21 protein-coding genes are annotated in these 22,499 nt (G+C 68.1%); 7 read left to right on the top strand and 14 right to left on the bottom strand.

Annotated elements, in window-relative coordinates:
- Positions 1-133: 133 nt before the first annotated feature.
- A complete protein-coding gene (locus tag AB4879_RS25660; RefSeq protein ID WP_370509815.1) occupies positions 134-1,507 on the top strand; it encodes an NAD(P)/FAD-dependent oxidoreductase in 1,374 nt (457 codons plus the stop codon).
- 67 nt (positions 1,508-1,574) lie between these two features.
- On the opposite strand, the gene AB4879_RS25655 is transcribed toward AB4879_RS25660, so the two are convergent.
- Positions 1,575-2,348: a cutinase family protein gene (locus tag AB4879_RS25655; protein ID WP_370509814.1), complete on the bottom strand. Its 774-nt coding sequence runs from the start codon at positions 2,346-2,348 to the stop codon at positions 1,575-1,577.
- Between the two features lie 212 nt (positions 2,349-2,560).
- Complete coding sequence (locus AB4879_RS25650) at positions 2,561-3,484, bottom strand: TIGR03564 family F420-dependent LLM class oxidoreductase (protein WP_370509909.1); 924 nt, start codon at positions 3,482-3,484, stop codon at positions 2,561-2,563.
- Between the two features lie 232 nt (positions 3,485-3,716).
- On the opposite strand from AB4879_RS25650, the gene AB4879_RS25645 reads away from it, so the two are divergent.
- From AB4879_RS25645 to AB4879_RS25630, 4 genes are read left to right on the top strand one after another with little or no spacing between them, the layout of a single operon-like run.
- Positions 3,717-5,963, top strand: coding sequence for an MMPL family transporter (locus AB4879_RS25645; RefSeq protein WP_370509813.1), 2,247 nt, complete (start codon positions 3,717-3,719; stop codon positions 5,961-5,963).
- 37 nt (positions 5,964-6,000) lie between these two features.
- A complete protein-coding gene (locus AB4879_RS25640; RefSeq protein ID WP_370509812.1) occupies positions 6,001-7,149 on the top strand; it encodes a polyprenyl synthetase family protein in 1,149 nt (382 codons plus the stop codon).
- A 36-nt stretch (positions 7,150-7,185) separates the two neighbouring features.
- A complete protein-coding gene (locus AB4879_RS25635; RefSeq protein WP_370509811.1) occupies positions 7,186-8,133 on the top strand; it encodes a phytoene/squalene synthase family protein in 948 nt (315 codons plus the stop codon).
- Between the two features lie 38 nt (positions 8,134-8,171).
- The gene (locus AB4879_RS25630; protein ID WP_370509810.1) at positions 8,172-9,416 is read left to right on the top strand and encodes a glycosyltransferase; all 1,245 of its coding nucleotides are present in this window, start codon (positions 8,172-8,174) and stop codon (positions 9,414-9,416) included.
- A 2-nt stretch (positions 9,417-9,418) separates the two neighbouring features.
- On the opposite strand, the gene AB4879_RS25625 is transcribed toward AB4879_RS25630, so the two are convergent.
- The 6 genes from AB4879_RS25625 to AB4879_RS25600 form a co-directional block, all read right to left on the bottom strand.
- Positions 9,419-10,459, bottom strand: coding sequence for an alpha/beta fold hydrolase (locus AB4879_RS25625; RefSeq protein ID WP_370509809.1), 1,041 nt, complete (start codon positions 10,457-10,459; stop codon positions 9,419-9,421).
- A 21-nt stretch (positions 10,460-10,480) separates the two neighbouring features.
- Complete coding sequence (locus tag AB4879_RS25620) at positions 10,481-11,221, bottom strand: hypothetical protein (RefSeq protein WP_199189800.1); 741 nt, start codon at positions 11,219-11,221, stop codon at positions 10,481-10,483.
- On the bottom strand, positions 11,218-12,399 hold the full coding sequence (locus AB4879_RS25615) for a zinc ribbon domain-containing protein (protein ID WP_370509808.1): 1,182 nt from the start codon (positions 12,397-12,399) through the stop codon (positions 11,218-11,220). The genes AB4879_RS25620 and AB4879_RS25615 overlap by 4 nt, the downstream gene beginning before the upstream one ends.
- Positions 12,396-14,009: a protease pro-enzyme activation domain-containing protein gene (locus AB4879_RS25610; RefSeq protein ID WP_370509807.1), complete on the bottom strand. Its 1,614-nt coding sequence runs from the start codon at positions 14,007-14,009 to the stop codon at positions 12,396-12,398. The genes AB4879_RS25615 and AB4879_RS25610 overlap by 4 nt, the downstream gene beginning before the upstream one ends.
- Before the next feature lie 37 nt (positions 14,010-14,046).
- Entirely contained in the window at positions 14,047-14,487 is a 441-nt protein-coding gene (locus AB4879_RS25605; protein WP_370509806.1) for a hypothetical protein, read from the bottom strand.
- A 105-nt stretch (positions 14,488-14,592) separates the two neighbouring features.
- Complete coding sequence (locus AB4879_RS25600; RefSeq protein ID WP_370509908.1) at positions 14,593-15,780, bottom strand: S1C family serine protease; 1,188 nt, start codon at positions 15,778-15,780, stop codon at positions 14,593-14,595.
- A 371-nt stretch (positions 15,781-16,151) separates the two neighbouring features.
- On the opposite strand from AB4879_RS25600, the gene AB4879_RS25595 reads away from it, so the two are divergent.
- Entirely contained in the window at positions 16,152-16,781 is a 630-nt protein-coding gene (locus AB4879_RS25595) for an FKBP-type peptidyl-prolyl cis-trans isomerase (protein ID WP_370509805.1), read from the top strand.
- A gap of 5 nt (positions 16,782-16,786) precedes the next feature.
- Here AB4879_RS25595 and AB4879_RS25590 read toward each other — a convergent pair whose 3' ends face one another.
- From AB4879_RS25590 to AB4879_RS25565, 6 genes are all read right to left on the bottom strand, one after another.
- Positions 16,787-17,314 (bottom strand): hypothetical protein, encoded by a 528-nt coding sequence (locus AB4879_RS25590; RefSeq protein WP_370509804.1) that lies wholly within the window; start codon positions 17,312-17,314, stop codon positions 16,787-16,789.
- A gap of 90 nt (positions 17,315-17,404) precedes the next feature.
- On the bottom strand, positions 17,405-17,875 hold the full coding sequence (locus tag AB4879_RS25585; protein WP_102806181.1) for a DUF5078 domain-containing protein: 471 nt from the start codon (positions 17,873-17,875) through the stop codon (positions 17,405-17,407).
- A gap of 126 nt (positions 17,876-18,001) precedes the next feature.
- On the bottom strand, positions 18,002-18,268 hold the full coding sequence (locus AB4879_RS25580; RefSeq protein WP_102806182.1) for a hypothetical protein: 267 nt from the start codon (positions 18,266-18,268) through the stop codon (positions 18,002-18,004).
- 99 nt (positions 18,269-18,367) lie between these two features.
- Complete coding sequence (locus AB4879_RS25575) at positions 18,368-18,973, bottom strand: hypothetical protein (protein ID WP_370509803.1); 606 nt, start codon at positions 18,971-18,973, stop codon at positions 18,368-18,370.
- A 159-nt stretch (positions 18,974-19,132) separates the two neighbouring features.
- A complete protein-coding gene (locus AB4879_RS25570; RefSeq protein WP_370509802.1) occupies positions 19,133-19,417 on the bottom strand; it encodes a hypothetical protein in 285 nt (94 codons plus the stop codon).
- A 103-nt stretch (positions 19,418-19,520) separates the two neighbouring features.
- Positions 19,521-19,952, bottom strand: a complete 432-nt coding sequence (locus tag AB4879_RS25565) for a pyridoxamine 5'-phosphate oxidase family protein (protein ID WP_370509801.1) — start codon at positions 19,950-19,952, stop codon at positions 19,521-19,523.
- Between the two features lie 97 nt (positions 19,953-20,049).
- Here AB4879_RS25565 and AB4879_RS25560 point away from each other — a divergent pair, with 97 nt between their 5' ends.
- On the top strand, positions 20,050-22,392 hold the full coding sequence (locus tag AB4879_RS25560; RefSeq protein ID WP_370509800.1) for a Tex-like N-terminal domain-containing protein: 2,343 nt from the start codon (positions 20,050-20,052) through the stop codon (positions 22,390-22,392).
- Positions 22,393-22,499: the final 107 nt, after the last annotated feature.

Here is a 22,499-nt window from a genome sequence, read left to right as displayed (position 1 = left end):
GCAGAATGGCGCGACGGCCGGAGCCGTTATCGCGCAACTGGCCACGGTCGGCGTTCGACCGGCAAATCGATCGGGTAGCCCGTATTCATCGCTTTCCGAACCGGCACTTCAACGACAATGAGGTTGATTCGACATGGGTAGTGGACGCCCCAAAGTGCTCATCATCGGAGGCGGTTTCGGTGGCCTGTTCTGCGCCCGTCGGCTCGGGCGCCTCGACGTCGACGTGACGTTGCTCGACCGGGCGGCCTGCCATGTCTTCCAGCCACTGCTCTACCAATGTGCGACAGGGACGCTCAGCATCGGGCAGATCAGCCGGTCCCTGCGCGAGGAGTTGGCCCACCACCGCAACGTCACGACGCTGCTGGGCGAGGCCATCCGGCTCGATGCCGACGCGCGCCGGGTCACGGCCCGCCGTCCTGACGAGACGATGTTCGACATCGACTACGACTACCTGGTGATCGCGGCCGGTATGCGGCAGTCCTACTTCGGCAAGGAGGAATTCGCGGCGTGGGCGCCGGGGATGAAGACCCTCGACGATGCGCTCAGCATCCGGCGCAGAGTTTTCGCGGCATTCGAGATCGCCGAGACGTTGCCGCCGGGCCCCGAGCGCGACGAGTGGCTCACCTTCGCGGTCGCCGGCGCCGGACCTACCGGTGTCGAATTGGCCGGGCAGATCAGAGAACTCGCGACGCGGGCACTGGCCAAAGAGTTTCACAGCATCGAGCCGGAGGAGGCCCGGGTGCTGTTGTTCGACGGCGGAGAGCGCGTACTCAAGAGCTTCGCTCCCGCCCTCACCGAGCGTGCAACGCGCGAACTCGAGAAGCTGGGCGTCGAAATGCACTTCGGTGTCCACGTCACCGATGTGCGCCGCGGCGGAGTGACCGTGAGTTCGAAAAGCGGCGGACCCGACAAGGATTACGCGACGCGCACGGTGCTGTGGACGGCCGGCGTCGAGGCGGTGCCCTTCGCCCGCCACGCGGCCGAGGTGCTGGGCGCCGGCACCGACAGATCGGGCCGCATCACAGTCGACGCCGACCTGTCGGTGGCGGGGCATTCCACCGTTTTCGTCATCGGCGACCTCGCCGGCCGCGACGGACTGCCCGGTGTCGCCGAGAACGCCATGCAGGGCGGTCTGCATGTCGCCGCGTGCATCAAGCGTGACCTCGATGCACGAAGCCGCAAGAGCTTTCGCTACCGCGACCTCGGGTCCGCGGCCTACATCAGCCGCGGCCACGCCCTGCTACAGGCGGGTCCGATCAAGCTCACCGGAATCGCAGGCTGGCTTGGGTGGGGCTTCATCCACATCGCATTCCTCACCGGCGTGCGCAACCGATTCAGCACCGTCGCAACGTGGATGGCGTCCATCGCACGGGCCAACCGCAGTGACCGCACCTTCATTCTGGGTGGGTCCGGCCACCCCGAGGAGCCGTATACGTGGCAGTCGCCGGTGCACCAGGGCCGCGGAGAGGCGACGGCGACCGACCGTCACGATCAGAGCGCCGGCTGAGCATGGCGACAAGCCGACGGCCGGACCCAGTCCTCTCGGACTGGCATCCGGCCGTCGGTGACGGGGGTCAGTTGGCTGCGTCGACCTGCGCGGCGGTCTGCACCAGCGTGGCCGCCGGGGCGGGGCCGCCGAGCTTGCTCACCACGAAGTCAGCAGCCTGATCGGCCATCCCGTTGCTCTTGTAGGAACTGTGGGCGCTGCGGTCCAGCCCGCCCGGGTAGCAGACCGGGTCGCCGGTGGCGCACAGCTGAACGGTCTTTCCCGCGTAGGCACCGCCGATCGCGATCGGGGGTGCGCTGCGGTCGGCCAAGCCCAGGAACCAGTCGTCGGGGGTGCCGAACAGCGCCACCGCGGCAACATGGGATGCGACGGATGCGGGCAGCGGCCCGGAGATGCTGGCGGGCAGCGTGACTCCGGCCGGAACAGTGCTCGACGTGGTGTAGCCGGCCACCGCCGCGCCCTGCGAGTAGCCGCCCAGCACGATCTTGGTCGACGGGCATTCCGTCGCGACCGACTGAATCTTGTTGGCCGCATCGGCGACACCGTCGACCGCCTGTCCGAAGTTCAGCGACGCCGGATAGTTCACGCCGTACGCCTCGACCGTCTTACCCGGCAGCCGCGCGCTCAGCGCGTCGACGAATGCCTGGCCGGTGGCGCCCACGCCGGGTGCCTCGAACGTGCCACGCGCGAAGACGACCTCGACTGCGGCGCACGAGTCCTCGGCGGCGTTGGCGGTGGCGGCGGGACCGGCGAACAGACCGGCGACGACGGCGAACGACGCGAACGCGGCGAGCGCGCCTGTCTTGGTGGCGTTCTTCATGCGGGCCAGTGGTGTGTTCATCAGATCGTCCCCATCCTCGAGCGGCTTCTGCCTGCTACAAGCGGGGATCCCCTACCTGCGATTCCGCCGGTGTCAAGTGATCTATCTCACCGGGACAAAACCGGGACGACCGGGATGGCCTGCGTCGTGCTCGGCGTTGGCAATAGCTCATCGCGGGCCTCATCGCTGGCTCATCGCCGTCCGCGGACTCCGGTGCGATGACCTCTGCGGACCTACGTGTCGTAAGCGCGCAACAGGGCGCGGGTGCGCGCCCGGCCCTCCGGCGACGCATCGAACGTCGCCGCGACGTACTCGTCGACACCGGCCGCCGCCAGTTCGTCGAGGCGCCCCCGCACCGTCTCCTCGTCACCGATGATGGCGGCGTCCTGGGGACCGGCGTAGCCCTCGCGATCGAGCATCGCACGGTACGACGGCAGATGACCGTAGACGGCGAACTGTTCGGCCGCCTGCGCGCGGGCCGCGTCGACGTCGTCGGTGACACTGATCGGCAGCGACGCGGCGACGCGAACCGAGTCGGGTCGACCGGCGCCCTCCGCGGCCTCACGCAGTGCCGGCCCGACATGCTCGGCCAATGTCTTCGGTCCGGTCATCCACGTGCAGGTTCCCGAGGTCCGTCGGCCGGCGATCTTCAACAGTTGGGGACCGAGCGCCGCGATGTAGACCTCGGGCCGGGGCGCCCCGGCGATCATCAGGGCGCCACGGGTGGTCACCGTCTCCCCTGCCGCGTCGGCGGGCTCACCGGCCAGCAGGGGCAGCAGCCCGTCGAGGTATTCGTTGAGCCGGCGTACCGGCTTGTCCCACGGGATTCCCCACATCCCTTCGGTGACCGCCTGATGGGTCATCCCCAGCCCCAGCGTGAATCGGCCGCCCGAGGCGAGACTGAGGGTGAGGGCGCGCTGCGCCATGAGCATCGGATGCACGTTCTGGATCGGCACCACCCCGCTGGCCACTTCGATGGTGTCGACCTCACGCAGGGCGATCGCAAGCACCTCGAAAAGGTCTGGCTCGTAGGGTAATTGGCTCATCCACACCCGCTTGAAGCCTTCGTCGCGCAGCATTGCCAGGTTGGCGATCGTCGCGTCGATCGGTGAGTCGGTTCCCGATCCGCTGAGTTGGGCGAACATGCTTACCTGCATCACCACCACGCTCCTGTCGCGTCACTGTCCGTCGTCGCGCCGGTCCGCTGAGCGACCCGATCCGCACCTCACTCTGCTGCACCCGGGCGCCCCACATCAAGCACACCCGATCCGGCTCGGCCAACCGTGACATCTCAGTGACGAACGCGTCAGTTCGGTACCCCGGGTTGTCGATCTTCCACAAGCTGGTCGGTACATGGTCACCGTCGGTCAGGAAGCGAGGTAAGCCGCTGTGCTGCACCGGATGACCTTGCTGGCTCTGGCAGCACCAGGTCGGATCGTGGCGTGCGCGGTGTTCGTGATGGTCGCGGCGGGCCTGTTCGGGGCCTCGGCGGCAGGCAATCTCAAGGCGGGCGGCTTCGTCGATCCTGATGCGGAATCCGCGCAGGCAACCCGCATTCTGACCGACACGTTCGGCCAGGGCGACATGCAGCTGGTCTTCACCGTCACCGACCCGCAGAACGCCCGAAGCGCGGCCGCTCGCGCCGTCGGGACGGCCATTGCCGATCGCGCGAGCAAGGACCCGTCGGTCACAGCGGTGGCCTCCCCGTGGACGGCGCCGTCCGCCGTGTCCGCGTCGCTGATCAGTACCGACGGCCGTTCCGGGCTGGTTGTGGTGGGTCTTCGTGGCGGCGAGGACGCCGCACCCGGGCACGCGCAGCGTCTGTCGGACGCCGTCGCGGCCAGCCTGGACGGCAAGTACCCGCAGGTCGACGTGCTGGCGGGCGGCTCGGCGATGGTGTTCTCGCAGATCAATTCTCAGACCCAGCGCGACGTGGTGGTCATGGAGTCGATTGCGATACCCCTGACGTTCCTGGTGCTGATCTGGGTGTTCCGCGGCGTGTGGGCCGCGCTGCTGCCGATCTCGGTCGGCACGTTCGCGATCGTGGGCTCGCTGGCGTTACTCCGCGTGATCGCCTCGATCACCGATGTGTCGGTTTTCGCTCTGAGCCTCAGCGCGGCGCTGGGGCTCGCGTTGGCGGTGGACTACACCCTGCTGATCCTCAGCCGCTACCGCGACGAGATCGCCGCCGGTGCGCAACCGGACGCTGCCCTGCTCGCCACGATGGCGACGGCGGGGCGGACTGTTCTGTTCTCCGCGCTCACCGTGGCGATGTCGATGGCCGCGCTTGCGGTGTTTCCGCTGTACTTCCTGAAGTCGTTCGCCTACGCCGGCGTCGCCACGGTGGCGCTGTGTTCCCTCGCCGCCATGGTGATCACGCCGGCGGCGATCGTCCTGTTGGGCAGCCGGCTGACCGCACGGGACGCCGGCGGCAAACACCGTCGCGCCGACGACCGATTCTGGTATCGCACAACGGTATTGATGACGCGACGGGCCGGGATCGTCGCGGTACTGGGCTCGACCGCGTTACTGACGCTGTGCCTGCCGTTCCTGGACGTCCGCTGGGGTCTGCCCGATGAACGAGTGCTGCCGACTTCGGCATCGGCTCATCGGGTGGGTGACATGCTGCGCTCCGACTTCACCGAGAACGCTGAAGGCGCGATCAAGATCGTCGTGCCCGACGCCGCCGGGCTGTCGAGTCAGGACATCGACACCTACGCCTTGGCCGTGTCACAGGTGCGCGGCGTCGCCGAGGTGAGCACCCCGACGGCCGTCTTCGCCGCCGGGGTGCGCGCGGGTCCGCCGGCGGGAATGGCAGCCGTGCGCGACGGCTCGGCCTTCCTGACGGTCAACACCACCGAGCCGGCGTTCTCCCCCGCCGCGGTCGACACACTCCGCGGCGTCGAGGCGGTACCGGGCCCCAGCGGCCGGGACATCTGGTTGACCGGTGCGACGCAGGTCGGCCAGGACAGTGTGGCCGCGATCACCTCGCGGCTGCCCGTGGTGCTGGGCATTATCGCCGCGGTCATGTTCGCGGTGATGTTCGTCTTGACCGGCAGTGTGGTGCTGCCGGTCAAGTCATTGATCCTGACGCTGCTGTCGCTGACAGCGTCGTTCGGGGCGCTGGTCTGGGTGTTTCAGGAAGGCCATCTCGGGGCGCTTGGCACGACGGTCACCGGGACACTGGTCGCCAATATGCCGATCCTGCTGTTCTGCATCGCGTTCGGGCTGTCGATGGACTATGAGGTGTTCATCGTTGCGCGCATCCGTGAGTTCTGGCTGGCCAGCGATCGAACTCGGCTCGCCAATGACGAAGCCGTGGCACAAGGTCTTGCTCACACCGGCCGGGTGGTCACTGCCGCCGCCGCGATCATGACGATCTCGTTCGGCGCGCTGTTCGCGGCCAAGGTGTCCTTCATGCGCATGTTCGGGGTGGGCCTGACCTTGGCGATCGTCCTCGATGCCACGGTGGTGCGGATGATGCTTCTGCCTGCCTTCATGCATCTGCTGGGCCGGCACAACTGGTGGGCACCGGCCCCGATAGCCCGCTGGCATGCCCGGCTCACCGGTCAGGAGACGCCGTTGACGCCCCCGCTGAAAAAAGAACCCATCCATGACGGCGTCGACTCCGAATGATGGATGCCATCGTTTGCCTCAGGAAGGAGTTGGGCCGTTGACCAGCGGTGACAGAGCCGGCACACCAGTGATGACGCACGTCATCGGGCCACCGGGTGCGCAGCACACGTCCGTCAGCCCGCTTTCGCCCGAGTCGACCCGCTTGCTCGATCACGTACGCGCCGCGGCACGCGCCCACGTGGGCGACTTCGTACGGACCGAATGTGTGCCCCGGCTGGCGCACTCGGGGGTCGACATCGCCGGTGAGGTGCTGGCCGACTTCGTGGACGGCGGCAAGTATCTGCGCTCGACGTTCATGTATTTGGGCTGGTTGTCGGGTGCCGGGGCCAGCGAGGCCGCAGTGCGGGCGTCGGCCAGCCTGGAGTTGCTCCACGCATTCGCGCTGATCCAGGATGACGTGATGGACGGTTCGGTGATGCGCCGGGCCAAGCCCTCGGTCCACGTCCGGTTGCGGCAATGGCATCGCGACCGTTCCCTCGCCGGGCCCGCCGACCGTTTCGGCGAATCGGCGGCGACCCTGCTGGCCGACCTGTGCCTGGTGTGGGCCGAGCAGATGCTGCGGCGCAGCGGCGTCGACGCCGACGCCCTGGCCCGGGTATGGCCGCGCTACGACGACATGCGGGTGGAGCTGGCCGTCGGTCAGTTCGCGGACCTGGTGGGCGGTTCCGGCGGCCTGCCGACCTTGGACGCCGTGCTCGACATGCTTCGCCGCAAATCAGGGAACTACACCGTGCGGCGACCCCTGGAACTCGGCGCGGCGATGGCCGGGTGCGAACCCACGGTCCTCGAAGCTCTCTCGGGATACGGCGCGGCGATCGGCGAAGCCTTTCAGCTGCGCGACGACGTGCTTGGCGTCTTCGGATCGCCTGAGGTGACCGGCAAATCGGCGTGCACCGACATGGAGTCCCGCAAAGCGACCAGTGTGCTGGTGGCGGCCCACGAACTGGCTGACCCACGGGTGCGATCGGAGCTCGACGAGCTTCGAGCTCTCCAGGAACTCGACGACGATGCCGTCGAGCGCTGGCGCGCATTGGTGCGAGCCAGCGGCGCCGTGGAGTGGGTCGAGGACCGGATTCTTCAGTTGCGCAGCCGCGCCCTGAATCTGCTTGACGGAGTTCAGATTCCAGGTCAGCCGCGCAGCGCGCTGACCGGCATGGCGCATGCGTGCACGGTGCGGGTGGCCTGATGTACGACGACCGACCGAAGCCGCGGTGAGACGCCCATGATCGGCTCCGAACTCGACGCCGCCGGTGTGCACCAGCCCGCTCTTCGTGAGGCCTACCGGCAGTGCCGCGTGCTCAACGCCCGGCACGGCAAGACCTTCTTCCTGGCCACCCGCCTGCTCGCCCCCTATCAGCGCCCGGCAGTGCACGCGCTGTACGCCTTCGCGCGTCGTGCCGACGACATCCTCGACGATCGCGACGCCGGCCTGAGTCCGGACCAGCGCACCTCGGAGCTCACCGCGCTGTCGAACAAGCTGTTCACCGGGTTGGTCGATCACGAGCCGTGCGACGACGACCCGATCCTGGCGGCCGTCGTCGACACGGCACGGCGATACGCCATCGGTTGGGAGCTGTTCGACGACTTCTTGGCGTCGATGCGGATGGACCTCACCGTCACCGACTATCCGGATCGCAGCGCCCTCGAGCGCTACATGTACGGCTCAGCCGAGGTCATCGGCTTCCAGACGTTGCCGGTTTTGGGCACCGTCGTGCCGCGCGAGGAGGCCGCACCGTACGCCGCCGCTCTGGGAAAAGCCTTCCAGCTGACCAACTTCCTGCGCGATGTCGACGAAGACCTTGCACGCGGCCGGGTGTACCTGCCCGCCGACGAACTGGCCGCGCACGGAGTCGACCGCGACCTGCTGTCCTGGTGTCAGGCGCACCGGCGAACCGATGCACGGGTACGTTCGGCGCTGATGGAACAACATGCGCTCACCCGCGCCGTGTACGCGCAGGCGCAGCCGGGAATCGCCATGCTGGCACCGATTTCGCGGCCCTGCGTCGAGACCGCATTGACCCTGTACGCCAAGATCCTGTCGCGCATCGAAGCGCTGGACTTCGAGATCTTCACCCAGCGGGCCACCGTGGGCACGCCCCAGCGTGTCGTCGTCGCCGCCGGCGGCCTCGGAAGGGCCTGGGCCGCCCGCATCCGCGACAGGAGCCGTTGAATGGGCTGTTGTGTCGCCGCGATCCGGCCTGAGCCGCGATGGCGGTAGTACTGGCCTACACCGCCCCCGCGCTGGGCCACCTCTTCCCGTTCTGCGCGCTGCTGACCGAACTCGCCTCGCGCGGTCACCGGGTGCACGTTCGCACGCTCGCCGCGGGAGTCGAGCTGTGCCGCCAGTTGGGTTTCGAGGCCGATGCCGTTGATCCGCGCATCGAAGCGCTGCAGAGCGCGGGCCCGGCCGCCCGCGGCGTGCTCCGGGCGGCCGGCAACACGGTGCGCGTGCTGGGGCAGTGCGCACAGTACGAAGTCGACGACTTCCGCGACGCGGTCGCCGACGTCGAACCCGATATCTGCCTGATCGACGCCAACAGCTGGGGAGCCCAGTCTGCTGCCGAGACGATGCCGGGCCCGTGGGTGGTGCTCAGTCCGTTCATCCCCTACCTGCGGTCCCCCGGCTCCGCGCCGTTCGGCGCCGGTGTCGCACCGCGTCCCGGCCCGGTCGGCTTCGTGCGCGACTGGGGTATCCAACTGGTCACCAGTGTGGTGTTCGATGTGCCCTTCAGGTCCGAATTATCGCCGGTGCGAAGACGTTTGGGGCTGCCAAAGGTCCGCAGCGCCGGCCAGCTGCTGCGACGGGCCCCGATGCTGCTGATCGCGACCGGGAAACCGTTCGAGTACCGGCACACCGACTGGGGCCCGAATGTGGAGCTCATCGGCCCGGCCGCGTTCGACCCACCACGTACCGGAGACGAATTGTGGCTCGACGACATCGACGCCCCCATCGTGCTGGTGACCACCTCGTCGCTGGCCCAGGCCGACAACGAATTGGTCGGCACCGCCATCGACGCACTGGAAGGACTGCCGGTGCACGTGGTGGCGACGCTGCCCGGCGGCGGGAACGTCGATGTGCGACAACGTCCCGGCGCGACCCTGTCGCGCTTCACCGCGCACTCGGCGATCCTGGACCGGACGGTGTGCGTCATCACCCACGGTGGAATGGGCATCACGCAAAAGGCTTTGGCCCGTGGAATTCCGGTCTGCGTGGTGCCGTTCGGGCGCGACCAGTTCGAGGTGGCGCGCCGGGTCGAGATCGCGCGGTGCGGGACGCGCTTACCCGCCCGCCGGCTCACCTCACGGCGCCTGCGCTCCGCGGTCGAAGAAGCGATGGCCATGGGCGAGGGTGCGGCCGCGGTGGCCGCCGGGTTCGAGGCGACCGGCGGGGTGCGCCGCGGCGCCGACCGGGTGGAGGGCCTGCTGCAGAAATGGCCGCTGCGAACGCCGTGACGCTAGACCAACCCGAGGCGAGTTGCCTGCGCGACCGCGGCCGTCCGGGACGTCGCACCCAGTTTGCGGCGGATGTTCGCGACGTGCCGGTGCACGGTATGCGGGCTCAGCTGGAGCTGCTCGGCGATCTCGCGATCACCGAGACCGTGTGCGACACAACCGAGAATCTCGCGTTCCCGCTCGGACAACAGCACTGATACGCGGTTGGTATCGGGCTCCGCCTGCCGCTCGGGACGCAACCCCTGGCGGCAGGCCCGGATGACGGAATCGACGTCACCGTGCCAGGGAAAGTGCGATTTCCCCTGTAGCGGAACGAATTTCGCGCCGGGGATCGCGGCTGCCACCTCACGTCCGAGCCGGTACGGCACCGCCCGATCATCGCGACGATGCACCACCGTCGCAGGCCGGCTCACGCGCGGAAGATATTCGCGGACGTCGAAACGATAGACCAGGCTCAACAGTTCGGCGGCGGTCTCCGCAGACGCCGACTCACGCTGCAGCCGCGCGAACCGCTCATGCTCCGCCGCCTCGGCACCGCCGAGGAAGATATCGCTGAGCATCCGCGAACCGAGACCCCAGTGCGCGCGCACCGCCGCCACGATCGCATCGCCAACCCCCGGGGCCGTCAGCTCCTCGCCGCGTGGATACGACCCGTACAGCACCAGTCGCTCCACGCGATCCGGGAACGCCGCGGCGAAGGCCGTTGCGGTACAGCTGCCCGACGATCCGCCGATCAGCGACACCCGATCAAGCCCGAGCTCATCGAGCAGGGCGCGCAACCTCGTGACCTCGGCATCGAGACTCAGATCGCCCGGCTGCACCGTGCGGTCCGACATTCCGACCCCGAGCCGGTCATAGCGAATCAGGGTGTACCCGCCCGCGACACCCTCCCAGAACCGGCGGACGCCGGGGTTCTGCCAGTCGAGTTCGAGGTGGCTCACCCACCACGCGGGCGTCACCAGCGGCGGACCGTCGCCGCGCACCTCGTACGCCAGACGTCGATCGCCGACCGGCAGGAAGCGAATCTCGGATTTCTCCAGCATCGCGGTTGAGCGTACGACGCCTTATCGGGGCGGATCGCCCTTCCACGAGAAGCTGTTGACGTACTTGCCGAGATCCTGCGCGAGTTCCAGATTCGCTCCCGACGGCACGCCGGGCCCATTGCCGGGTGCGAACTTGCGGTACGGACCGATCGCCGCACCCACCAACGCGAGATCGTTTTTCACCGCCGCCATCACGACGATCCGCGTGCGAGACACCGCGGCGCCGCCTTGCGGGTAGACGTCGAGCACCTCACCGAAACCGAGCTGGTAACCGACCGTGGTGTTGGGCAGCACGTAGGCCACCGTCGCGTCGGGCTGCTTCTCCTTGAGAAGATCGTCGATGATCTCCTCGGCGGAGCGGCCCTGCGCCGGCACCCCGAACAGCTCCATCACCCCGCCGTCGCCGCCGGTGTACGTCGCCGACACGCCGTCGTTCTGCATGGTGACCTTGTACGCCGTGCCCTCCGCCGGATACGACACCGAGAACGCGCCGTCCGCCGCGACGAAACGCGGGCTGGCTTGTACCGGCACGCCAGTCGGCGGCCGCCCGCAATCGGGTGGACACGCATAACGCACCGACGGGCCACCTGCCACCGCCCAGGCCGCCGTCGAGGCTCCGACCAGTACACCCAGTGTGACGACCAGTGGCACGAGCATCCGCCGCAACGGGGTAAACCGTTGGGGCCCAGCGGTATATGCACCGGGCTCGACGGCGTAACCGGGATACAGTTCCGGCACCTGCGGCACGGTCGGGGCGCTCATGACTCCGCCGTCGCACGCTGGAGTTGTGGGCGGTCTTGTCGGCGCGCGGCCCGGGAGGTCTGCGACGCCGCCTGTGCGGCGACACCGCAGGACGGGCAGAACCTGGTGTCGGGCACCACATGCTGACACCACACACACAGAATCGGAAGCGCCGGATAGGTATCGACGTCCTGATCCCGCAACATGGTCACCTGCAGCGCCAGTCGTAGGGCGATCACCGCCGCGACCGCGAACGCCATGTGCACGGAGAATTGCAGATATGGCGGCAGGCGGTAGGCCTCGGCCAGGCCGACGCAGGCATAGGCCGCGGCGCCGATGATCAATCCGAAGCCGCCGACGGCCACCGTGCGGAGACTACGGCGGCTGACATACCACAGCCACGCTCCGATGAGGGCGCTGAGCGAGAGCCCGGTCAACGGCTCGCCGATTCCCCGCACCCCGGCCTGGAGCAACAGATCCTCGATGGGCAGATCGCCGGTCACCGCGCTGTCCCCGACCTGCGGGATCATCCTGATCACGTTGGTGGCGAGCAGGAACATCACGCCACCCAGCAGACCGATCACGGCGCCGTGCAACGACTCTCGTACCGGAGGCCGCAGCAGCCGAACCACGATCACCGGTAGTTGCATGGCCAGCAGGCCGCCGAAGGGAATGATCACCGCGTCGCGCAGCAGGCGCGTCGTCGGGACCTGGGCGCCCAGTCCGAGGCTGTAGGACTCGGCCACGATGGCGCCGGTCAAGGTCGCCCACGCCACCCCGACCGCGGCACCCAGAACGGCGGTCAGCACCCACACCCAGGCGGGCAGGTCGGCCAGCACCCGCGACTCGATCAGGTAGATCGCGATGAGCGTGGGCGGCGCGAAGATGGCCAGTGCCAGCATCGGCACGTACCACTGCAGCACGCAGAACGCGACGAGTACGGCCAGCAGCAGCCCGAGTGCGAACCGGAATGCCACCCGGGAGCGGCTCGGCAGGTGCGGGAACATCGAGCTGACGATCGAGGGCTGGAGCACGTTCTCGCCCGGCGCGGCAGCGAAGTCGCTCACCCGCAGCGGGCTGGGGCGCTCACCCGCAGCCACCGAGAGGTGCGCGCCGCAGCGCACACAGAAGCGCCCCGCAGGCACGTCATGGGCGCAGCCCGGGCACGGCATCGTCGCGATGCCTGTCTGGCCGGTCATCGCGGAGACCGTTGGACGTCGAGGATGTCGCGCGCCATGTTGTCGACGTCGGGACTGCCCAACCCGGTCACCATGTCGTAGCCCGCCTGCGAGATCGCGACGGCGTTGGTGCCCAGCGTGATGTCGTGGAATGCCGGTCGGGCCGCACCGGCTTTCAGTCGGTAGAGCATCGGATTGAGTTCACCGAGCGGCCGCCCGCCGTTGGCGACCAGGAACTGATTCATCACCGCGGCGATGCCGGCCCAGATCGGTGCGGATTGCGACGTGCCGCCCCCGACCACCAGTTGCTGGTTCTGCACGATGACCGCACCGGTCGAATTGTCGGCCACCGCCGACACATCGGGCGTCAGCCGGCGAACGGTGTTGGTCGTCGTGGTCACACCGGCCTGCCATGGCGGCCGGTCGAAGAGATTGGACACCCCGCCGCCGCTCCCCTGCGTCAACGGACCGTCGCTCCAGGCTTGTTCACCGAGCCACCGATAGTTCTCGTCGGTGGACAGCGTGGTACCACCCACACTGGTCACCTCGGGTAGCGATGCGACGGCATCGAGCCCCACGTCGGCGGGGCCGGGCGGTGCCGACCAGTCATGGCCACGTTTGCATTCCAGGCCGGCCAGATCCCCGCTCGCGTCGAAGACCGTGGTGCCGTGGGCAAGTGCGGTGGAGATCGCACCCCGGATCGGAGCCAGGTCGGCCGCCGTGATCAGCCTGTCGCAGCCCCAACCGATCGACAAGCTCCACACCGCCCCGGGGAACTGCCGGTCCACCGACTGCATCAGTTCGGCGATCTTGACGTAGGTGCTGCCACCGGCGACTGTCGTCCTGGCGTTGACCAGCACCTTGCGTGCGTCAGGCGCAATCGCGTGGGCGACTTGCAAATCCATCGTGGATTCGCCGCTGCGTTGTTCGGGCACCCCGCCGACGACCTCGGGGACCAGCCGCGGCAGTCCATAAGTGGTGGTGAACATGTCCAGGTCGGCCTGATCGAACCCGTCGAATCCGAAGACCGCGATGGTGCCACCTTTGCCGGTGTAACCGGCCTCGGTCAGCGGGCGCACGTTGTAGGTCGTCCGCAACGACGCGGGTGGGAGGCTGTGGTCGGGCACGTCCAACGGCCGGAACGAGGGGCTGTTGGAGTGGTAGGGGGTATAGCTGAGGATGCGCCCCAGTCCAGTCACCTTGTCACGCAACGACGCCGGGACTCCTGGCTGTTGAGGCGAGGCGTAGAACACCTGGCCGGCCTTCCCACGGAAGTCCTGGACGGTCACCTGGAACGCGGCGGCGACACGAGCGGGTGGGCCGCCGATCACCGCCCAGCGCTGGCCGGGCTGCCAGCGCACCGACAGGCCGTTGGCCGCCGCCCACGCGTCGAGCCGGTCGGGGCGTTTCGCGTCAGGCAGCTCCGCGGTCAGCTCGACACTGCGCGCCTGCGAGTCGCCCAGGTTCGTGGCCGCGGCAAGCAACAACGCGAAGGGGCCCGAAATCACTTGCGGGAGCCGTGAGTCCGACTGCGCTTTGAGCACGATCGCCGTGATGGCCACTGCAGCCGCGACGATCAGGACGAGTGGCACCCGCAGTGCGCGCACAGCGACGTGTGCTCCCCTCGACACCCCGCCAAGTTAGCGCATGCGGCAAACGTATGGGGGCCTAACCGGTCAGGCAGCCGAGCTCGTACAGCGCGGCGGGGATCATCGCGTCCGCGGGAGCGGGGGTGGTCGAGGCGTTCGTGCCGCAGACCTTCTGCTTGTCCTGGCTGACCCACCGGCCGCCGAGCTGCTGGAACACCAGCGTGCTCGGGGCACCCATGTCCGGGTTGGCTGTGCTGGACCAGAGGCCGCTGGTCACCGCCCAGCCGCCGGCGCATGTCACCTCGTCGATCCGGTAGATGTTGTCCTTGCTCACGGCGTGGACGGCCGCGGTGGCCGCGTCGGCGAACTCGGCCTTGTCGCAGCCGGCCGCGGCGGCAGTGGTGGTACTCGACGTGCCCGCAGGCGTGGGCGGACGCGACGACGAGCAGCCGGGCAGACCGATCATCGTCACCGCCGCGAACGCGATCACGAGGCCAAGCCGGCGAATGGTGCGGTTCATCATCGGTCTCCCCCACTGCCGAAATGGACTGCCGAAATGGACTGCCGAAAATGGACGGTAGCCACTGAACAATAGCTACCGTCCACCTCGAGATGGGTTGTGCCGCTACGACTGAATCTGTCCGAGGGTGACCTGCACGGTGCGGGACGCGCCCGACGGGTCGTTGTAGGTCAGCGTGACATTGTCGCCGGGCGCCTTGGAATGGATGGCGGCGACGAGCGCCTCCGGGCCGTCGATCACCTTGTTGTCGACCTTGGTGATCACCGCGCCCTTCGACATGCCTGCCGCTGCCGCCGGGCTGCCGTCCGCGACACCGGCGACCAGTGCGCCCCGGGCGCTGTCGTCGGAACTGAGCTGAACGCCCAGCGAGGCACGCTGCACGGTCCCGGTCGAAACCAGTTCGTCGGCAATACGTTTCGCTTGGTCAACCGGAATCGCGAAGCCGAGGCCGATCGATCCGCTCTGGGCTGCCTGCGAATCCTGGCTGCCGCCAAGGGATGCGATCGCGGAGTTGACACCGATCAGCTCACCGTTCATGTCGACCAGCGCGCCACCGGAGTTGCCGGGGTTGATCGCCGCATCGGTCTGGATGGCGCTCATGACCGAGTGCTGGCCGGACTGCTCGTCACCGGTCGCGACAGGACGGTCCAGCGCGCTGATGATGCCCGTCGTCACGGTGCCCTGCAGACCCAGCGGGGAGCCGACCGCGACGACGTTCTGGCCGACCTTCAGATCCTTCGACGATCCGATCGTGATCGGGGTGAGCCCCGAAACGTTCTGAGCCCGAACCACCGCGATGTCGTCGGTCGGGTCGGCGCCGACGACCGTGAACGGCACGGTCCGGCCGTCGGAGAACGTCACGGTCGCGGCCATGCCGCCGCCGCTCTGGCCGAACGGCCGGCCGCCTCCTCCGCCGGGGAGTTGGCCGTCCGGCGCGTCCTCGGCCGGCATCGGCCCGCTACCCGCGGCCTGCGCAGCGGCAGCGACGACGTGATTGTTGGTCAAGATCAGCCCGTCGGAGCTCAGGATGATTCCCGAGCCCTCTTCACTGCCCTGACCAGTGGTGATCTGCAGTTTCACCACGCTGGGCAGTACCTTGTCCGAGACCTGCTCGACCGAACCGACGGGTGCCGAGCCGGTCGGCTGGCCGGCCACCGCGGTGTTCTTCGGCGCCGGGGCTCCGGCCACGAGCTGCCCCTGTTGGGTAGCCGCCGGGTGTCCGGAGTGATCGACCACCGCGACCGCGCCGGCAGCCCCGGCGATCATCGCGACCACGGCCGTTCCGCCGACCAAAACACCCACTCGCGACTTCATCCGTTGCCGAGGATTTTGCTGTGACGTAGATCTCCCACCCCTGGGCTGGGCCCCGTAAGGGGGCGGATACATCTGTGTCGTGTCGGTGTTGCCGTAACCGTATTGATATCCGGCGGAGTGCCACTGTCGTGAATTAGAATGTTCCACAGAATCTTTCGGCTGCCACTGGTAGTGGCCCTCCTGCGGCGAGTGTCCTGACCTGTAGTCCATTGCGTTCAGCTTCGCTTTCTCGTGACAAGGATCATCTGCGCCTCGAGGCGCCTGAAAGCAGTTTGCCTACACCATCTGAGGCTTTGCTGAGAATGAGTTCGGTGTGAGCCAAGACTTTCGGCGGGTCAATCCGCTGTAGCGTGACGAGCGTGAACTTCTCCCGCCTGCCCTCTGTTGTTGCCTTCGGCGCCTGCACTGCCGCGTTTGCCGTGACTCTTGCGGCCTGCGGCTCGGGCACCACCCCGTCGGCGAGCAAGTCCTCGACCGTCCCGGCGGTCTCGGCCACCGTCACCCAGGCGGCCGGCCCGGATGCCACCTGCCCGACCGCTCCGCCGGCCACGCCAGGAACTCCGGAGTGGACGTTGCCCGGCGCGACCGGCAGTGTCGCTGTCACCGGGTCGACGGATACCGCGGCCCCGGTCGTCACGGTGACTGCCCCCTTCAGCGTGAACGCGACCGAGGTGCACACGCTGCAGGCAGGTACCGGACCCGTCGTCGCACCGACGGCCACCGTCTCGGTCTGCTACGAGGGTGTCAACGGCCGCGACGGCAGCGTCTTCGACAGCAGCTACCAGCGTGGCGAACCAGCCCAGTTCTCGCTCGACGGCGTGGTTCCCGGTTTCCAGAAGGCCATCGCGGGCCAGAAGGTCGGATCGACCGTCGCGGTCGCCATGGTGTCCGCCGACGGCTACCCGCAGGGCCAGCCGCGGGCCGGCATCATGCCGGGTGACACGCTGGTCTTCGCCATCAAGATTCTCAGCGCCTCGTAGCCGGACTACGGCATGCAGGTGCTCTGCAGGCCGTTCACCAGCGCGTAGATGTCGTCCTTCTTCTGGTCCGCATAGTCGATCGCGGTCCAGGTGGAGGGCTGCGGCCAGGCGTTGGACACGGTCGGCCCGTAATTCCCATATCCAAGGCCGTAGCCGTACCCCGGGGACACGACGAACAGCGCGCCCACGGCGTCTCGCATGTCGTCGCTGGCCCGGCGCAGGTCCACCAAGGCCGGAGCCAGACCCGGGACGATGCCCGGCCCGTTGACGTCTTCCATGTAGTGCACGCCGTGGCTGATCATCGCGAGCTTCACGTTCGTGTCGCGCTGCTGGGCGGCTCCGCTGGCATAGGGCGAGCTGATCACGATCCGCACTCCGCCGATACCGGCGTTGATGTCGTTGTCGAGGCTCTCGCGGACCTGGTCGAGCACCCCGCAGGGCACCCGGCCGGGATCGGCGGCGACCGGGGGCGCCGCGACGGTCGAGGTGCAGCTAACGAGCGCCGCGATCGCAATGAGTTGGGTTTGCTTCATAGTCCACCTACGTACTGGGGCATCACAGTTGATGCCTGTACATAGCTGGAATTGACGGCGGTGTTACCGCCGTTCAGGAATTAGCCGTGGCTACCTGGCGACGGGCCAGTCCCAGACCGACATGTCGCCGGGCGGGTAATTCATGCAGACGTCGGTGGCCTTGGCGACGACGCCCTTGTTGTTGAAGAACAGCTTGGCCCAGTTGCCCCAGCGGGTCGCGACGAACTCGTAGTAGACGTTGGTCGCGGTGTCCTCGGAGTACTGCCGGCGCGCGACGGGGTCGAGCGAGAAGAACCAGTGGATGCGATCGAAGGCGATCTGCTGCACATCGGCGGGCCGGTTGCTGCGGTCGATCATGTAGCGCTCGAAGTACACCGGGCTGGTGTCGCGTGCCGCGGCCATGTACTGCTCGACATCGCACTGGGTGATGATGATGCGGTGCGGGATCGGGAAGTCGTCACTGGCATCGGCGGCAGCGGGGCCGGCGGTGATGACGCTTGCAGCCGCCGCCGCACTCAGCGCAAGACCTGCCAGCTTCGCGCGACTCATCAAACCAGCCATCGTTCTCCTGCCCTATCCCTAAAACCTTAAGCGCGCTAACTATATAGCGGTCCACATCGCAGTATCCACCCCTGTCCGCGATTGGACGGCGAATGTGACGAGTGAGACTCGCCGCCGGAAACGGACTCAGCCGCCGTTGGTGACCGGGTTGGACGACAACGTGATGAATTGGTCGTTGATCCACACACCCCAGCGGCCGCCCCACATGTGCGTCCACACCACCGGATGGTTGGCCCATACCTCGGCGGGCTTACGGGGCGCCCAGTCCGGAACCGGCTCCCCCACGTTCTGATCCGGCGGCGGCGGGTCCGCGAGCGCGATCGCCGGCGCGGCGCCCATCGTCAGTCCGATCGCGAGTGCCGCAATGCTCAGCGCAGTTTTGATCCCAGCCATGTGCCGACTCCAACGTTCAGACGATATGCGAATACTTAGCAAATATAACCAGCAGACGGCGCGAGTAATCCCCTACCCCGGACCTCCGCGGGTCGCGGGCTAGGGCGTCGGTGCGGGCGTCGGCGTGATCGGGGCCGGCTGACCGGGGGCGTTGAACTCATACCCCGGTGGCGGCGGACCGTTCAGCGAGTAATAGCCCGGCGGTAGCGCCGGAGTTCCGGGCGGCGGCGGCTTACCCGGGCCGTACTCACTCGGGGGCGCCTCCGAACCCGGTGCGGTATACGACTTGTATCCGGGCGGCAGCGGCGGCGGCGCTCCGGCGCCCGGCGGCGGCGCGACCGAGCCGCTGGCCGATGCGGACTCGTCGGGCCCGTAGTACGGGTCGCGGACGTTATGCCACATGTCTTTCAGTGAGCCGAGGACGCCGGGGGTGTTCTGCGAACCGTAGCTCGGGTTGGCGATCTCCGGCACCGAGGGCGGCGCCCCGGGCGGCGGAGGTGCGGGTGCGGGTGGAGCCGCCGGATCGACCGGCATCGCCACGGGCTGACCCGGCGGGACCGCGGCTGGATCCGACGGGACCGGAATGGGCGTCGGCGTCATCGGGTCGGCGGCGGCCGTCGCGGCTCCGGCCAGGGCAGCGCCGACAGTGACGCTCGCGATGGCGACTGCGTGGACAAGTGCCGCGGTGCGGTGCCGTTCAATCATGGATCCGGCGGTCCTCTCGATCTCCCTGCGAAGGGTTGCCCCTTGGCGTAGGGGCATCGTCGCACACATTGGCCGTCGGCGTGCCGGCGGCAAACCGGTGTACTTTCCGACCTATCGCACCGCCGGCACATCCCGTTTCAGCACGCCCCGGTGCCCGAGTCAGACCTGGTTGGTCTCGGTGGTGCCGGTGGCCGATCCCTTGAGGTAGCGGGCGGCAAAGCCGATCGACGCGATCGCCGCCACCACACCGATGACGCCCCACAGGACGATCGGGAACACCAGCGAGCCGAAGATGACGTCGTAGGTCACCGCCAGGTAGATCGACCAGAGCACCCGGTAGATCGACCAGAAGGCCAGCAGCCCCGTGCTGATGGCGATGTAGAGACTGTGCTGGCGCTCGACGCGGTCGATGTGCTGCGCGATGGGACTCGGCACGATCTTCATGGGGTTCTTCCTCTCGTTGTCCGCCGCCTCGGTGGCGTCGATGAGAGAAGTGAAGAACTACCGGACGGCTACCGATCCCAACTCACACCCGGTCGGCCGACGGCTACAGCTCGTCGGAGAAGTCAGCGGTCAGCCAACGGTCCGGCCGGATCGTGAACAACACGTTGGCGTGGCCCGCCATCGATTCGAGGAACTGACGCCCGCCTTGCTCACCGAGGTAGCGCACCGCGGTCTTTTCCAGGACCTCCGGCGGCGTCGGGTCGGTGGTGTCGACCAGGGTTCCCTCGACCACGACGTAGCGGTACGGCGGCTCCTCGTCCTGAACCACCAGCGTCGCCGCGCCGGCCTCGGCGATCAGCCGGGCCTTGCGCGTCGACGGCCCGGTCGAGATCTGGATGTCTCCACCGGGGGCGTACTGGTACCAGATCGGAATGCTGGCCGGCGGCCGGCCGTCGGTGGTGGCGACGGACAGCACCGCCACGTGTTTGGCGGCGAGGAAATCCTGCCGCTCGGACTCGGTCAGTTGTCTGGGCATATAGCGGCCAACTCCCCGATCTGCGGGGCTATTCCTGCGCGCGCAACACCCCTCGACGGGTCATCGGATTGTCGGCGAGGTTCGGTAGGGTCTGCGCGTGACTTCGAGCCCAACCCTCACATCTGTAAATGCCCGTCTTGCTGAAGAACTCGCTGTCGCGGAGGCCCGGGTGGCCGCCGCGGTCCGGCTGCTCGACGAGGGGGCGACCGTTCCGTTCATCGCCCGCTACCGCAAGGAAGTCACCGGCAGCCTCGACGACGGCCAACTCCGCGACCTCGAGGAGCGGCTGCGCTATCTGCGCGAGCTCGACGAACGGCGGGACGCGGTGCTCGCGTCGATCGACGAGCAGGGCAAGCTGACCGACGAGCTGAGGTCCGCGCTGCTGAGCGCCGACACGAAGTCGCGGATCGAGGACATCTACCTGCCGTACAAGCCGAAACGGCGCACCAAAGCCCAGATCGCCCGGGAAGCCGGCCTGGAGCCGCTCGCCGATCGGCTGCTCGCCGACCCGGCCATCGCTCCCGAAGCCGCGGCCGCCGAATTCCTCACCGCCGATGTCGCCGACGCCGCGGCGGCACTCGACGGTGCGCGGCACATCATCGTCGAACGGGCGGCCGAGGACGCCGAGCTGGTGGGTGCGATCCGGGCCAAGTTCTGGGCCGAGGGCGCGGTGCGGACCGCACCGTTTTCCGACGAGGCCGCGAAGACCCCAGCGGCACAGAAGTTTCGGGACTACTTCGACTTCACCGAGCGGCTGGAGGACATGCCGTCGCACCGGGTGCTGGCGGTGCTGCGCGGCGAGAAGGAACAAGCCCTCGCCGTGCGCTTCGACGGCGGCAGCGACGACGCCTACGAGGTGATGGTCGCCGACGCCCTCGGCGTCGATCTGACCGCCACAGCGGCGGCCACCCCATGGCTGGCCACCACGGTCCGGTTGGCCTGGCGCACCCGGCTGATGATCTCCGGTGCGGTCGATGCCCGGATGCGGCTGCGTCAGCGCGCCGAGGAGGACGCGGTCGCCGTCTTCGCCAAGAACCTCAAGGATCTGCTGCTGGCGGCACCTGCCGGTACCCGCACCACCCTCGGGCTCGATCCGGGGTTTCGCACCGGGGTCAAGGTCGCCGTCGTCGACGATACCGGCAAGGTCCTCGAAACCTGTGCGGTCTACCCGCATCAGCCTCAGCGCCAATGGGATTCGGCCAAGGCGACCCTGGCCGCCCTGGTTGCCCGGCACGGCGTCGAGCTGATCGCGATCGGTAACGGCACCGCGTCGCGGGAGACCGATGCACTGGCCACCGAACTCATCGCCGACATTCGCGCGGCGGGAGCCAGCGCACCGGCGAAGGCCATGGTCAGCGAGGCCGGCGCGTCGGTGTATTCGGCGTCGGCCTACGCCGCCCGTGAGCTACCGAGTCTGGACGTGACGGTCCGCGGTGCCGTGTCGATCGCCCGCCGCCTGCAGGATCCGCTGGCCGAACTGGTGAAGATCGAACCGAAGTCGATCGGTGTGGGCCAATACCAGCACGACGTCACCCCCGGGACCCTGGCCCGCAGCCTCGATGCGGTGGTGGAGGACGCGGTGAACGCCGTCGGGGTCGACCTGAACACGGCATCGGTTCCGCTGTTGTCGCGGGTGTCGGGGGTCTCCGAGTCGCTGGCCGAAGCGATCGTGGCCTATCGGGAAAAGACCGGACCGTTCCGCAGCCGCACCGCCTTGCTCGACGTTCCCCGGCTGGGCCCCAAGGCTTTTGAACAGTGCGCCGGCTTCCTGCGAATTCGCGGCGGTGACGATGCCCTCGACGCATCGGGTGTCCACCCGGAGGCTTATCCGGTGGTGCGGCGCATCCTGGACCGTTCGGGCATCACGATGGCCGAACTGATCGGCAACGAACGAGCGTTGCGGACACTGCGGCCCGCCGACTTCGCCGACGACCGCTTCGGCGTGCCCACCGTGACCGACATCCTCGCCGAGTTGGAGAAGCCGGGCCGCGATCCGCGACCGGCCTTCTCCACCGCGACGTTCGCCGCCGGTGTGGAGAAGGTGGCCGATCTCAAGGTCGGCATGGTGCTCGAAGGCGTGGTGACCAATGTCGCGGCGTTCGGTGCCTTCGTCGACGTCGGCGTCCACCAGGACGGTTTGGTGCATGTCTCGGCGATGTCGGACCGATTCGTGTCCGATCCGCATGAGGTGGTGCGCTCGGGCCAGGTGGTGCGGGTGAAGGTCGTCGACGTCGATGTCGATCGCCAACGGATCGGGCTCACCCTGCGCCTGGGCGATACGCCCAAGCGTGATCAGCCCAAGCGCGCAGAGCCGGGCACCCGGCCTGCCCCGAGCCGCGATCGACGCCAGCCCGCCCGCGCCGATCATGGACGGCGCGACGACAAGCGCTCCTCCGGTTCGATGGCGCAGGCGCTGCGCGACGCGGGATTCGGTCGGTAAGCCGGAGCCGGTCCGACCGTGCACGAAATGCCGACGATAAACGTTCACCGTTCCCCGGATTCCCAGTGCACCCGCAGTCGGTATTCAATTCACTACCAGATTCGGAC

It is taken from the genome of Mycobacterium sp. SA01 (assembly GCF_041287105.1).
Lineage (GTDB): Bacteria > Actinomycetota > Actinomycetes > Mycobacteriales > Mycobacteriaceae > Mycobacterium.
The sequence above is the reverse complement of the archived record's forward strand: the minus strand, read 5'-3'. Positions and strand labels throughout refer to the sequence as shown.

Coding starts and splice junctions, on each gene's coding strand:
- AB4879_RS25575 (WP_370509803.1), bottom strand. CDS start 18,973: ATGATTGAACGGCACCGCACCGCGGCACTTGTCCACGCAGTCGCCATC.
- AB4879_RS25590 (WP_370509804.1), bottom strand. CDS start 17,314: ATGAAGCAAACCCAACTCATTGCGATCGCGGCGCTCGTTAGCTGCACC.
- AB4879_RS25585 (WP_102806181.1), bottom strand. CDS start 17,875: ATGGCTGGTTTGATGAGTCGCGCGAAGCTGGCAGGTCTTGCGCTGAGT.
- AB4879_RS25565 (WP_370509801.1), bottom strand. CDS start 19,952: ATGCCCAGACAACTGACCGAGTCCGAGCGGCAGGATTTCCTCGCCGCC.
- AB4879_RS25660 (WP_370509815.1), top strand. CDS start 134: ATGGGTAGTGGACGCCCCAAAGTGCTCATCATCGGAGGCGGTTTCGGT.
- AB4879_RS25625 (WP_370509809.1), bottom strand. CDS start 10,459: ATGCTGGAGAAATCCGAGATTCGCTTCCTGCCGGTCGGCGATCGACGT.
- AB4879_RS25580 (WP_102806182.1), bottom strand. CDS start 18,268: ATGGCTGGGATCAAAACTGCGCTGAGCATTGCGGCACTCGCGATCGGA.
- AB4879_RS25620 (WP_199189800.1), bottom strand. CDS start 11,221: ATGAGCGCCCCGACCGTGCCGCAGGTGCCGGAACTGTATCCCGGTTAC.
- AB4879_RS25650 (WP_370509909.1), bottom strand. CDS start 3,484: ATGCAGGTAAGCATGTTCGCCCAACTCAGCGGATCGGGAACCGACTCA.
- AB4879_RS25630 (WP_370509810.1), top strand. CDS start 8,172: ATGGCGGTAGTACTGGCCTACACCGCCCCCGCGCTGGGCCACCTCTTC.
- AB4879_RS25655 (WP_370509814.1), bottom strand. CDS start 2,348: ATGAACACACCACTGGCCCGCATGAAGAACGCCACCAAGACAGGCGCG.
- AB4879_RS25605 (WP_370509806.1), bottom strand. CDS start 14,487: ATGAACCGCACCATTCGCCGGCTTGGCCTCGTGATCGCGTTCGCGGCG.
- AB4879_RS25615 (WP_370509808.1), bottom strand. CDS start 12,399: ATGACCGGCCAGACAGGCATCGCGACGATGCCGTGCCCGGGCTGCGCC.
- AB4879_RS25635 (WP_370509811.1), top strand. CDS start 7,186: ATGATCGGCTCCGAACTCGACGCCGCCGGTGTGCACCAGCCCGCTCTT.
- AB4879_RS25570 (WP_370509802.1), bottom strand. CDS start 19,417: ATGAAGATCGTGCCGAGTCCCATCGCGCAGCACATCGACCGCGTCGAG.